The sequence below is a fragment of the Heyndrickxia vini genome, assembly GCF_016772275.1.
GTDB lineage: Bacteria > Bacillota > Bacilli > Bacillales > Bacillaceae_C > Heyndrickxia > Heyndrickxia vini.
Map to the genome: position 1 here is coordinate 1,100,444 of NZ_CP065425.1, position 13,186 is coordinate 1,113,629.

10 protein-coding genes and 1 other RNA gene are annotated in these 13,186 nt (G+C 36.2%); 9 read left to right on the top strand and 2 right to left on the bottom strand.

Annotation, left to right across the window (positions count from 1 at the left end; translation table 11 throughout):
- Positions 1-12 precede the first annotated feature (12 nt).
- The 8 genes from rnr (at position 13) to I5776_RS05440 (ending at position 10,246) form a co-directional block, all read left to right on the top strand.
- The gene (gene rnr, locus I5776_RS05405) at positions 13-2,352 is read left to right on the top strand and encodes a ribonuclease R (RefSeq protein ID WP_202779323.1); all 2,340 of its coding nucleotides are present in this window, start codon (positions 13-15) and stop codon (positions 2,350-2,352) included.
- Between the two features lie 77 nt (positions 2,353-2,429).
- A complete protein-coding gene (smpB, locus tag I5776_RS05410) occupies positions 2,430-2,897 on the top strand; it encodes an SsrA-binding protein SmpB (protein ID WP_202779324.1) in 468 nt (155 codons plus the stop codon).
- A gap of 135 nt (positions 2,898-3,032) precedes the next feature.
- Positions 3,033-3,395, top strand: a transfer-messenger RNA (tmRNA) gene (gene ssrA / locus I5776_RS05415).
- A 401-nt stretch (positions 3,396-3,796) separates the two neighbouring features.
- Positions 3,797-4,159, top strand: a complete 363-nt coding sequence (locus I5776_RS05420; protein WP_202779325.1) for a Na-translocating system protein MpsC family protein — start codon at positions 3,797-3,799, stop codon at positions 4,157-4,159.
- Between the two features lie 419 nt (positions 4,160-4,578).
- A complete protein-coding gene (locus tag I5776_RS05425; RefSeq protein WP_202779326.1) occupies positions 4,579-6,111 on the top strand; it encodes an NADH dehydrogenase subunit 5 in 1,533 nt (510 codons plus the stop codon).
- On the top strand, positions 6,111-8,729 hold the full coding sequence (locus tag I5776_RS05430; RefSeq protein WP_202779327.1) for a DUF2309 domain-containing protein: 2,619 nt from the start codon (positions 6,111-6,113) through the stop codon (positions 8,727-8,729). Before I5776_RS05425 ends, I5776_RS05430 begins: the two co-directional genes overlap by 1 nt.
- 236 nt (positions 8,730-8,965) lie before the next feature.
- On the top strand, positions 8,966-9,652 hold the full coding sequence (locus I5776_RS05435; RefSeq protein ID WP_202779328.1) for a YjjG family noncanonical pyrimidine nucleotidase: 687 nt from the start codon (positions 8,966-8,968) through the stop codon (positions 9,650-9,652).
- Between the two features lie 132 nt (positions 9,653-9,784).
- Positions 9,785-10,246, top strand: coding sequence for a DinB family protein (locus I5776_RS05440; RefSeq protein WP_202779329.1), 462 nt, complete (start codon positions 9,785-9,787; stop codon positions 10,244-10,246).
- A 475-nt stretch (positions 10,247-10,721) separates the two neighbouring features.
- On the opposite strand, the gene I5776_RS05445 is transcribed toward I5776_RS05440, so the two are convergent.
- Positions 10,722-11,285: a TetR/AcrR family transcriptional regulator gene (locus I5776_RS05445; RefSeq protein ID WP_202779330.1), complete on the bottom strand. Its 564-nt coding sequence runs from the start codon at positions 11,283-11,285 to the stop codon at positions 10,722-10,724.
- Positions 11,286-11,605: 320 nt separating this feature from the next.
- Between I5776_RS05445 and I5776_RS05450 the strand changes: the two genes are divergently transcribed.
- Positions 11,606-12,694, top strand: a complete 1,089-nt coding sequence (locus tag I5776_RS05450) for an isocitrate/isopropylmalate dehydrogenase family protein (RefSeq protein WP_202779331.1) — start codon at positions 11,606-11,608, stop codon at positions 12,692-12,694.
- 92 nt (positions 12,695-12,786) lie between these two features.
- Here the strand turns inward: I5776_RS05450 and I5776_RS05455 are convergent, their stop codons facing one another.
- Positions 12,787-13,182 carry a cupin domain-containing protein gene (locus I5776_RS05455; protein WP_202779332.1) on the bottom strand — a complete coding sequence of 132 codons (396 nt, stop codon included), beginning with the start codon at positions 13,180-13,182 and terminating at the stop codon, positions 12,787-12,789.
- Positions 13,183-13,186 lie beyond the last annotated feature (4 nt).

Consider the following 13,186-nt stretch of genomic DNA (forward strand, 5'->3'; position numbering starts at 1 on the left):
GGAGGGATGTAAATGGATGAAAAAACGCAATCTCAGATTGAACGTATTTTAACCTATATGAAAGACGAAGCATACAAACCATTGACAGTGCAGGAACTAGAAGAAGTATTCGGAATTGAAGATTCTGCTGGATTTAAAGATTTTGTAAAAACTCTCGTGCTAATGGAAGAGAGAGGACTTGTCGTCCGAACGAGAAGCAATCGCTACGGACTCCCAGCCAAAATGAATTTGGTCCGTGGGAAAATGATTGGACATGCGAAAGGGTTTGCATTTGTAACACCCGATGAACCAGGATTTGATGATATTTTTATCCCACCACATGAAAAAAATAATGCTATCCATGGGGACGTTGTATTAGTTCGGGTTTCATCTGAAAGTTCTGGTTCAAGACGTGAAGGTTCAGTTGTAAGGATTTTAGAACGTGGAATTACGGAAGTTGTCGGAACATATACCGAGAGTAAATATTTTGGCTTTGTTATTCCAGACGATAAAAAATTTGGCAGCGATATTTTTATTCCAAAAAATGCGAATAAAGGTGCAGTTGAAGGGCATAAAGTCGTCGTACATATAACGGGATATCCGGAAGGTCATAAAAATGCCGAGGGTGAGGTTGTCCAAATTCTTGGTCATAAAAATGATCCAGGTGTGGACATCTTATCCATTATCCATAAACATGGGCTACCACAGGCATTCCCTGAAGAGGTACTGCAACAAGCGAATAGTGTGCCTGAAGAAATTGATGAAAATGAAATAGGTAATCGCAGGGATCTACGTGATCAAACGATTGTAACCATTGATGGTGCCGATGCAAAAGACTTAGATGATGCGGTAACAGTAACAAAACTAGAAAATGGCCACTATAAATTAGGGGTACATATTGCTGATGTCACACATTATGTAACGGAAGGTTCCCCAATTGACCGGGAAGCTTTAGAAAGAGGCACAAGTGTCTATTTAGTTGATCGGGTTATCCCGATGATTCCACATCGTTTATCAAATGGAATATGTTCATTGAATCCAAAAGTGAATCGTTTTACATTATCATGTGAAATGGAAATTAATGATAAAGGTGAAGTCGTTAATCATGAAATTTTCGAAAGTATCATAAAGACAACGGAGCGAATGACTTATTCCGATGTAAATAAAATTTTAGTTGATAAAGATGAGGAATTAAGGGAACGATACGAGCCTATTGTACCGATGTTTGAAACGATGGAACAGTTGGCGCAAATTTTGCGCACGAAACGGATGGAACGAGGAGCAATTGATTTTGACTTTAAAGAAGCAAAAGTGATTGTGGATGATGAAGGGAAGCCTGTTGATGTTGTTACGCGTGAACGATCTGTTGCGGAACGATTAATAGAGGAATTTATGCTGGCAGCAAATGAAACGATTGCAGAACATTTTCACTGGCTGGATGTACCATTCATGTATCGAATCCATGAAGATCCAAAAGAAGAGAAGCTGCAACGATTCTTTGAATTTATTACAAACTTCGGCTTGATTGTCCGTGGAACTGCTAATTCTGTTCATCCGCGTGCGCTTCAGGAAATTATCGAAGCAGTACAAGGAAAACCGGAGGAAATGGTCATTTCTACCGTTATGCTCCGCTCCATGCAGCAAGCAAAATATGATCCTGAAAGCCTCGGTCACTTTGGATTATCAACACAATTCTATACCCATTTCACTTCACCTATTCGACGTTATCCGGATTTAATCGTCCATCGATTAATTCGTACGTATTTAATTGAAGGAAAAATGGATGAAGCAACAAGAGCGAAATGGGATGCATCCTTACAGGAAATTGCTGATCATGCGTCGAAAATGGAGAGACGTGCAGTAGATGCTGAACGGGATACCGACGAGTTGAAAAAAGCAGAGTACATGGAAGATAAAGTGGGCGAAGAGTTTGATGGAATTATCAGTTCTGTAACAAACTTTGGTATGTTTGTGGAATTACCTAATACGATTGAAGGACTTGTTCATGTCAGCTATATGACAGATGATTATTATCATTATGATGAGCGTCAATTTGCTATGATAGGAGAAAGAACAGGTAATGTCTTTCGGATTGGTGATGAAATTACCATTCGTGTCATAAACGTAAATAAAGATGAACATGATATCGACTTTGAAATTGTCGGAATGAAAAATAATCGGGCAAGAAGGGGCGCACAAGAAAAGCCTCGAATTGTAAAAGTACGGGGATACAAAAAGGATTCGAAACAAAAAGGCCCACAAGAAAATAAAGATGAAGGCGAATGGTCCACACGCCCGCCAAAAACAAAAAAGAAAAAGAAAAAATCTTTTGCGAACACACCAAAAAATAAGCGAACAAAAAAACGTAAATGAATTGTAGCATCAATTAGGTGTCAGGCACCTGGTGTCAGGCACCTTTTAGGTCTTAAGGTCTAGGGGGAGTTGAAAATATGCCAAAAGGAGAAGGCAAGGTTGTTGCCCAAAATAAAAAGGCAAATCATGATTTTTTTATCGAAGAAACATTTGAAGCGGGAATCGTTCTTCAAGGAACAGAAATTAAATCGATTCGTGCAGGGCGTGTGAACTTAAAGGATTCATATGCGCGAATTCATAAAGGCGAAGTGTTCATATATAATATGCACATCAGCACATATGAACAAGGAAATCGTTATAATCACGATCCATTGCGTGAAAGAAAATTATTGCTTCATCGTAAACAAATAAATAAATTAATCGGTGAAACGAAAGAGGCCGGATATGCATTAGTTCCTCTTAAAATGTATTTAAAGGATGGCTATGCGAAGGTTTTAATTGGACTTGGAAAAGGGAAAAAGAAATACGATAAGCGGGAAGATTTAAAGAAAAAAGAAGCAAAACGTGAGATAGAAAAAGCATTTAAAGCACGTCAACAAATGTAACTTACACAAATTTACAATTGCATTCATCGCAAAACATGGTATAATAAAACATGTAATAGCCAGTTACTTTTAATGTTAAGCTCAGTTGTCTCGAGCGTCTTTCTCTTTATAAAAGAGATCGTAACCTTCTATCATGGGGACGTTACGGATTCGACAGGGATAGTTTGAGCTTAGGTTGCGAGTCGAGGGGGTCGTCCTCGTAAAAACGCCAAAGCCAATAATAACTGGCAAAACTAACAATAACCTCGCTTTTGCAGCGTAAGCTAGCATAGCGGATCCTCCCTCCATCGCCCATGTGGTAGGGTCAGGGTCTCAACTTTAGTGGGCTACGCCGGTTGTCCTCCGCCTGGGGACGATGGAAGAGACCAATCAGGCTAGCACTTCGGACGCCCGTCGATAGGCAGATGAAGGTGCGAAATACGAATATATCGACTACACTCGTAGATGCTTAAGTGGCAATGTTTCTGGACGTGGGTTCGATTCCCACCGTCTCCACCAAATACATATTTAATATGCATTGGTGGAAAACCAATATATTATAAAAGCGACTCATATAAAAATGAGTCGCTTTTCTATTTAAAATGGAAATGGTTGCTGATCCCAAATCTTCGTATCATCTAATGGGGCTTATGGTAAATTAGTAGTTTTATCTTGGTCCATCACTTGAACATACAATCCATATTCTATGATCTGATGTCGCTTGTTCAGTATTATTTTTCTGCTGTCTACTTGACAGGTTGCAATTCTGTCCTGCAAAATAGCCTTTATAGTAGATAATTTCAAAAAATTATTTATTATTGTGTCTTGATTATGTAAATATTCATAGATGAATGAAAATGGAATTAATCCAAATTAAGTTGTGAGTATTAATAGTTTTGTTCGAGGAGGATTTGTAATACATGGAAAAATCGAAAGGCTTTATTGAATCAGAAATAAGCAAGGCAATTACTAAATGGGAAAAGGACTTTCTTGGTCGTGGATCACTATCCGTTAAAACCAATATCTTGCAGGACATGATAATTGTGAATTTACAAGGTATTTTAACACCAGCTGAATATTCTGTATGTGAAACAAAAACGGGAATGCTAACTATAAAAAGAACACGTTCGGAACTCGTTGAATCAGGTATAGAAGACCTTTATGAAATTATTCAAACAATAACTGGGGAGAAGACTAAAAGTTTTCATACCGACTTAAGCTCTCGTACAGGAGAACGTGTGATGGTATTTAAATTATTTAATGATATTGAGTCAAAATTTTAATGTAATAAATATAATAAAATTGCTTATGGATAAAAATTAGGTTTAACAAAAAGTTGACAAATTTTATAATTTGTTTTAAATTATATCTAGCTTAATTCTTGAAAAATGTTTAATATGTAAAATTTAAAATTTTAGGGCTTTGGCATTTTTCTAATTTATATTGGTTTAATGAGAAGGTTTTCTAACTAATTTTTTTACATTTTTTTGTTATTATAATAGTACACAAACAAATAAAAGGTAGCTCTTCAAAAAACTTGGGTGAAGTTAGTTGAAGAGAAACCGACAATTTTCAAAATTCATTGATTAAAGAAGTTCAGTGGATTTTTAAAGTTGTCGGTTTTTTTATTAGTTAAATTAATCAAACCTTATCCGTAATTAACAGGAATTTTTTTAATGTCAGCTAGTAAGGAGAATTATAAATGTTAGTTTCACTGAGTTCATCGACATTGTTAACAATATTTATTATTACGCTTAGTGCGTCTTGCTTAAGTGGTTTACTATTTTTACATCCCAAAATACCCTTACGATATGTTCAGATTCATATCTGTATAGTTGTTTTACCTCTATTGGTCTCATTATTTGCACTTATTATTTCCAATACCAATGAAATTGTTGGACCTTGGCACTTAGATTCCTTATCTTGGCTATTGGCATTATTTATTCTTTCGATGGGATTAATTATTCAGCGTTTTTCCGTACGATACTTAATGGGAGATCGCTTTTATAGAAAGTACTTTACACTTTTTACATTCACTACAGTAGCAGCTTCAATTGCATGGTTAAGTAATGATTTACGCTTAATGGTCTTTTTTTGGGGTGCCACACTTTTAGGGTTGACTTTACTTATAAGACTAAACCGGAGTTGGAAAGTAGCTAATGAAGCGGCAAAAGTAACTGGTCGCTTATTTACAATAAGCTGGTTTGCTTTGTTGTGTGCGGTAGGTTGGCTTTATTTGGTTACGGGTCAATGGGAGATATCTTTCGCTTTTAGTGATAATCGTTTAGCTCTTCTTGGACCAATGGAGAGAACTGGGATTAATCTATTGATTTTATTAGCTGTAATGATACCTGCCGCCCAATGGCCATTCCAACGTTGGCTAATAGAGTCAGTCGTTGCTCCTACTCCTGTTTCTGCGATCATGCATGCAGGGTTAGTAAATGCAGGTGGAATCATCTTAACGAGATTCTCCCCACTATTTAATGGAGATATAATGCAGATTCTTTTACTTATACTTGCTAGTATTTCTGTATTTATTGGAACAGGAATTAGTTTGGTCCATGTTGATTATAAACGTCAGTTAGTTGGATCAACAATTGCACAAATGGGATTTATGCTCATTCAGTGTGCATTAGGTGCTTATTTAGCTGCTATTATTCATTTAGTTTTACATGGTTTATTTAAAGCTACATTGTTTTTGCAGGCTGGTTCAGCAGGTCACGATTTTCGTGCATCATCTAGCCTTAAGGAAAAACCATCAAACTTATGGATGATGTCTGGTCGGGTTTTAGGCTTACTTGTAGGTGTTGCTTTTTGGTTTATGGCTCCAGATAATGGATATCAAATTGTTAGTGCAATCATCCTTGGATGGTCATTGTCTGTTTCTTGGACACAGCTTGTTGTTTTTGGAAAGGGGAGAATTGGCAAAATTGCTGGTTTAGCATTTATGATTGGATTTTCTGGAGTTTACTTTATCATTCATATTTTCTTCTCTCAGTGGTTGCGAACAACTATTTCTCAAAGTTTTCAACCTCCCATGTGGGCTGTCGTCTTTGTTGTGTGTTTCTTACTAGTTGGTCATGCTATTGGTGCTTTGGCTGCCCGTAAACAATCTTCTACTTTATTTGCTGTACTCTATCTTTGGTTCGTACGATTTGGTGAGGCTAAACCTAAGTCGGTAGAAAGTCATCCAAACTACCTTAAGAAATTTATACATCAAGGAGGTAATCAGTGATGAATGTAACAGCAGTATTAACGGAGGAAACCATTAAAAATAAAAAAATTGAAATTGAAGAACATGCTGTTCATGATTTAGTTCTATCTGCTAGTCGAGTAATTGCACCACTTTCGCCAATCTCTAATTTTGCAGCACGTAACCCTTGGACGGGACTTGAAAAACAATCCTTTGAACAAGTGGCACATCTATTCAAAACTAATCGTGGTGTGGATATTTATCCTAGTGCATCCATTCTTCGTTCGGCAAAGAAACGCGGTGAGATTGATGAGTCTTTTCTTCAAGTAGGATTACAGAAATGGCTAGACTCACAAACCTTTCATTTACCTAGGGAGACTGCCGAGCGTTTTTGCCAGGAAGCATTAAAATTAGATACAATACCTTCTAGTTTACTTCTATCACCCGAGTTAAATAAATTGGGGAATGAAATCATGGACTTGGATATCACTCGTATCGAAAACTATTCAAGCAAACCCATAAGTGCAAAATTAAAAAATCAAGACGGTGAAAGGATAATTAATGAGCTCGATTATCATGTTATCAAATGGTGTAAATTATATCTGGACGATTCTCAGACGGGGTGGTCCATGCCAAATCGAGACAAAGGTTTTTATCATGCATGGCACCGTCTCATTCAACATGATCCATTGCTTAACAAAAATCAGCGTAAAATTTTAAAACGCTTACCTCAAGAAGCACATACAGCTTTACTAGAAGTACTATCTGCATTGGACATCTCTCGTTCAGAAATACAGACTTATTTGGAAGGACACCTTCTTTCCTTACCTGGATGGGCAGGTATGATGCTTTGGCGTTCTCAACAATCGTCTCATGAATATACACTTCTAACAGAATATTTAGCCATTCGAATTTCCATGGAATGGGTGCTAGTAAAACCTTATTTACCTTTGTCAAATCAACAATTTGAGAAAAAAGGTTCAATTAAAACACTTTTAGCATCATGGATCCATTGGGGAAACCTTTCAATCGAGGAATGGTATCTTATGTCCTCCTTTGAACAACTCGAATATTTGTCTTTCGCAAATCATTTTGATGAGAATCTTCGCCGAAAACTTTGGCTGGAAGCTTGGGAACAAACATATACAGAACGATTGAAAGAGAAGATTACTACGAAACAGCATGTGGTTGAAAATAAAAAATCCGTTTTAGCTCAATTAGCATTTTGTATTGATGTACGTTCAGAACCCTTTCGCAGACAACTTGAAAAAGAGGGGCCGTTTGAAACGATGGGCGTTGCTGGCTTCTTTGGTTTACCAATTGCCATTAGTGAACTTGGGAGTCATCACGTCCATGCTTCCATGCCGGTTATACAAAAACCTAAACATCAAGTAAAAGAATTTACAGATAATCATAAACAGGAAACCTTTCAACAACGCAAGCAGGTAGAAAATTCATTGAGCTATACATTTAAGATGATGAAACATAATGTCCTTACGAGTTTGCTTTTACCAGAAATTAGTGGACCATGGCTTAGCATGCGAATGCTTGCACGGAGCTTTATACCAAGAATAGCAGATAACTTCATTCGTAAACTTCGGAAGAATTGGTTAAACAAACCCGAAACTAATCTCTCGCTTCATTATGATCATGATATAGATTCTGAGATACCTGTTGGTTTTTCTAAAAAAGAAAAAGTGGAATATGTACGCCAAGCCCTACAATTGATGGGACTCACTAAGGATATTGCACCATTAGTCGCGATATGTGGGCATGGTAGTCAAAGTATTAATAATCCTTATGCTTCTGCTCTCGACTGTGGAGCATGTGGTGGTGCCGCAGGAGGATTTAATGCAAGGGTATTAGCCACCCTATGTAATCTTCAAGAGGTAAGGGAAGTGCTCTCCTTAGAAGGGATTAACATTCCAAAAGAGACGGTTTTTGTAGCTGCAGAGCATAATACAACAGTAGATGAATTACATTGGATTTATGTCCCTGAACTTTCGAAATCTGCACAAGAAGCATTTGATCATATCAAAGCTATTCTACCGAAAGTAACCCGTCAAGCAAATGAAGAACGTCTCGCTAAATTACCGAATTTAAACTTGAAACTTAAAAATCCTAGTGCTGAAGCACACCGATTTGCAGAAGATTGGAGTGAGATACGCCCGGAATGGGGATTAGCACGTAATGCCTCTTTTATTGTTGGGCAACGTGAATTAACGCAGGATTGTGATTTAGAGGGGAGATCCTTTCTTCATAATTATGATTGGAGACAAGATGAAAGTGGCCAACTTCTAACTAATATTATTGCAGGACCAGGAACGGTATCCCAAATGATTAATTTGCAGTATTATGCTTCAACGGTAGCACCTCATTACTATGGTAGTGGAAATAAAGCAACCCAAACTGTAACAGCAAATTTGGGGGTGATGCAAGGGAATGCAAGTGACTTATTATCCGGACTACCTTGGCAATCTGTCATGCTTTCAGATATTGAAGCTTTTCATGATCCACTTCGTTTGTTAATTGTTATCCAAGCACCTGAGAAGTATGTAGAACGTTTATTAAAGAATGATTTTGCCTTTCGAGAAAAAGTGCAGAATGGGTGGCTTCGACTTGCTAGTGTTGATTCAAATGGTAATTGGAAAAACTGGTAACTAAATAATCAAATCAGCGTTACTAAATGGATTAACATCCTAATTGCAGGATTGTAATTAGAAATAGGAAAATTTTAAGTTTAAAATAAAGCTTCACTACTTCTCAACTGATATGAATGATTACATTACATCTATTTAACATCTAGGAGCGCTTATATTAGATATTAAGATCAAAAGTATCATAATCAAGTTGACAATAATACTGGATAACAAAAACAAGAAATGGAGAGGTAATTTTGAAACGGTACAGAACTTTATTATTTGACGTAGATGATACATTATTGGATTTTGGCGCAGCAGAAAGGGAGGCTTTACGCTTGCTTTTTGTGGAGCAAAACATCCCCTTAACCGCTGAAATCGAAACACATTATAAAAAAATAAATCAAGGTCTCTGGAAGTCCTTTGAAGAAGGAAAAATAGATCGTAATGAAGTCTTGAATACTCGATTTTCGATTTTGTTTAAGGCATATAATCGAGAGGTAGATGGAGCTTTACTAGAAAAAAGCTATCGAAGCTACTTAGAAGAGGGCAAACAACTTGTCAAAGGTTCCCTTGAAGTTATAACAGACCTACAAAATCAATATGAGCTATATATTGTAACGAATGGCGTTTCCAAGACGCAGTATAAACGCCTACGTGCTTCAGGGCTACATCCGTTATTTAAAGATATATTTGTTTCAGAGGATACTGGTTTTCAGAAGCCAATGAAGGAGTTTTTTGACTATGTGTTCGCTAAAATTCCTAATTTTGATACGAAACAAGCATTAATTATCGGAGATTCCTTAAGTTCAGATATTAAAGGCGGACAGCTGGCAGGAATAGATACATGTTGGTTTAATCCTGAAAAGAAGCCTAATAGCACCGATATTGCTCCAACTTATGAGATTCAAATGCTTGAGGAGCTTTATCAAATTTTAACATAAAAAGAGTAAAGAATTTTTCATCAGTAGTCAATCAGTGAGGATGATTCGTATGGGAGGATATGTGTAGTAAAGGGATTTTAAGGATAGTAGCCGAATATTGGTTTTATAAAGATACTTAGGGGGATTAAAAATATGCAAAAGGTAGTTGAAGGAATTAATCATTGGATAAAAAGATTACCAGAAGAGTACAACTCTATGCATGAAAAAGAAATTTCTAATCGACCATTACCAAATAAATGGTCTAAAAAAGAAATTTTAGGACATCTATGTGACTCTGCGATAAATAATATTGAAAGGTTTATAAAAATTCAATATGAAGAACCAGTGTATGTTATTCAATCGTATAATCAAGACCAATGGGTAATGGTTCAGAATTATCAAGATAGAACCCTTGATGAGATAGTAAACCTTTTTCAGACATTAAATAAGCAAATTGTTAATATTGTTATGAATATTCCTAACGAAAAGCTATCCAATCTTTGTGACATTGGAAATAATCAACATAAGACACTAGAGTGGCTTATACAAGATTATCTTGAGCATATGGAACACCATATACACAATCAAATCTTAATTGAAAATAACGACTTATAAATTTAGTTCTTATTCAAGTAAAGGGCGCGATTGTTGAAGATCATAGGATGAATAGAATTTAAGAAATTTAAGGATAGTGGCATTGAAAGGTAGATAGAAGATATAAAAAAATTCTCAAAAAAATCGTTTGAAAGTTGAAGTTATGGAAATAAAAATGCTAAGGTTTGCATTTAACAGGTTCAAACAAAGAAATGGTTTTAAAATTGTTCAGGGGGTCAAAGGGCAATTAGTTAGAAATCTTTACTAGAATTAATTAATACTAGCCTTCTTTTTAATATTTCTAATCCTGAATAATCGGGTTCGATTATTAAACGAGAAGTAAAGAGGTAATACATATTAGCTAGACCAATATGTATTACCTCTTATTTTGTATGACTTTTTTGATTTAGGCATTGATAAGATTACATTGGTTATATTTTTTGTTTTCTTCTCAATCTAGACCAGTCTATATAATTCATGGTAAAAAAGAATCCAGTTATTGCAGAAGAACTGGAATTTGTTTAGAAACTAATTGAAGAGGCTTACTCGTTCCAGTCGTAAACGAAATAAGAAATGCGCCTTCGAGCATTGAGTTAATGACAATTCCTAACTCTTTCGCTCGATTTTCTTCATAGCCACTTTGAATTAATTTCCTCGTAAAAACATCTTGGAATTTTTCGTACGCTACTTGACATGCCTTTCTCAATTCTTCACTGGTAAGTGATGTTTCCAAGGCTACTGCTGCAATCGGTACTCCTTCTGAACAACGTTTTTCCTGAAACTGCTTTGCCATGTCATCAATAAACCCCTGAATAGCAACAACAGGATCGGAATGCCGATTTAATCCCTCTTCAATTCGTTCTGACACGAATCTTGCGGTCAATTGAACCGACTCAATGGCAAGCTGTTCCTTTCCATTTGGAAAATAATAATACAACGAACCTTTCGGGGCTTCACTTTCCTTTAGAATTTGATTTAAACCTGTAGCATGATACCCTTGCAATTGAAAAAGTCTAGATGCCGTCGATATTATTTTGTCTTTAGAATTTTCTTTTTCCATTTTAATCATTCCTTATTATATCAATCGGTCTATATATGGAGTTTATCTTATAAATTATACGGTGTCAATTTTTCCTATCATCTTGATTTACTTTTTCAAAACTACGCTCAAGTCTAAGATAACAAAAATGATCGTTACTGTTACAATTTTTAATAAGAAACTTCTCTTCTCATTAACATGCATATTGGGAGTAATAAATTTCCAACTAAAAGAAACATACATACTTATTCAATGGTATTTTAGACAATATTCATTTGCAATAGTAAACTAAAAATAGTTTATTGGAAAAGGTTATCATAATTTTAGAAGGGGGCTTAAAATTGGCAAAGTATAAATTAGGTGTATTATACGGTGATGGAATCGGACCTGAGATTGTAAAGTCCTCTGTTGAAGTTTTAAAAGCCACAACATCGAAATTAGCAAATGGAACTCAATTTGAATTTGTTGAACTTCCGATGGGGTGGGAAGGGATTAAAAAGTACAATGACCCTGTACCTGAAATGACAAAGAAGGGTTTAGAAGAAATGAATGGCTGGTTAATGGCTCCACATGATTCATCTGCATACCCGGACGAGCATCGTATTTCAAAAAGGAACCCTAGTGGTGAATTAAGACATTATTTTGATTTATATTCAAATGTCCGTCCAAGTCGAGTGTTACCGGGAACAAAAGGTTTAGTTGAAAAGGCAGATCTTGTAATATTTCGTGAAAATACGGAAGGATTTTTATCAGATCGAAATATGTATAAAGGCATTGGCGAGTTTATGGTGTCTCCGGATGTTGCACTTGTAACAGGAGTATTTAGTAGAAAAGCTATTGAAAGAATTGCTCATGAAGCTTTTAAACTAGCAATGACACGCCGCAAAAAAGTAGCCGTTGTACATAAAGCAAATGTAATCAAGTATGCTTTCGAACTATTTCGAGATATTTGTTATGAAGTAGGCGAAAAATATTATCCGGAAGTTGAAGTGGAAGACTACCTTATTGATGCCATGACAGCACATTTGGTCCGGAGAGCGGAAGACTTTGATGTGATAGTTACAGAAAATTTATTTGGTGATATACTATCAGACTTAGCCGGCGAGCTAGTTGGAAGCTTAGGATTATCACCGTCACTAAATACAAATGGTAAACAGGCTATGGCGCAGGCAGCCCACGGATCGGCACCTGATATCGCCGGTCAAAATGTCGCTAACCCTACTAGTATGATCTTATCAACGGTTATGTTATTACAATGGTTAGCTGCTAATCACGAAGATAATAAACTTAATGAAATAGCTAAAGTAATGGAGAAGGCTGTATTGGAGACTGTTGCTGAAGGAACGACTACCCGCGACTTAGGTGGTTCAGCAACTACTACAGAATTTACAGCTGCCATCATTAATAAAATTAATCGAAACGAACCTTAAAAATATCAAAAGGATAATGTGAATATTATTTTGTTTGAAAATCCTAAAAGATAAGGCATCGAATCAATTTTTGATGACTCGATGCCTTATTTTTATAAGTTATTATACCATTCATCTTCGACAGATTCTAACCAATCTGTTTCTCCCGGCGTCATTGCCAAGTGTACGAACCAACTGTCTTTTGTAGCACCGTGCCAATGTTTGACATTCGGTTGAATATTTACTACATCCCCCGTTTTAAGTAATTGTGCAGGTTTACCTTCTTCTTGATACCAACCTTCGCCGCCTGTAACTAATAATACTTGTCCAACTTTATGAGAGTGCCAATTATTGCGGGCTCCCGGAGCAAATGTTACATTCCCAATTGATGTATTAAGTGGCTTTGGATCGGTAAACACCATTTGTAAGTAGGCGTCCCCGATAAAATTTGGTTCCACTTTTTCCCCCAATGGAAAGATGGTGCTATTTTTTAATTCCTCATTTTTCATATTC

Bases quoted from the DNA above. Each gene is read 5' to 3' on its own strand.
- I5776_RS05425 (WP_202779326.1), top strand. From the start codon at position 4,579: ATGTTAGTTTCACTGAGTTCATCGACATTGTTAACAATATTTATTATT.
- I5776_RS05445 (WP_202779330.1), bottom strand. From the start codon at position 11,285: ATGGAAAAAGAAAATTCTAAAGACAAAATAATATCGACGGCATCTAGA.
- I5776_RS05420 (WP_202779325.1), top strand. From the start codon at position 3,797: ATGGAAAAATCGAAAGGCTTTATTGAATCAGAAATAAGCAAGGCAATT.
- I5776_RS05440 (WP_202779329.1), top strand. From the start codon at position 9,785: ATGCAAAAGGTAGTTGAAGGAATTAATCATTGGATAAAAAGATTACCA.
- I5776_RS05430 (WP_202779327.1), top strand. From the start codon at position 6,111: ATGAATGTAACAGCAGTATTAACGGAGGAAACCATTAAAAATAAAAAA.
- I5776_RS05455 (WP_202779332.1), bottom strand. From the start codon at position 13,182: ATGAAAAATGAGGAATTAAAAAATAGCACCATCTTTCCATTGGGGGAA.
- rnr (WP_202779323.1), top strand. From the start codon at position 13: ATGGATGAAAAAACGCAATCTCAGATTGAACGTATTTTAACCTATATG.
- smpB (WP_202779324.1), top strand. From the start codon at position 2,430: ATGCCAAAAGGAGAAGGCAAGGTTGTTGCCCAAAATAAAAAGGCAAAT.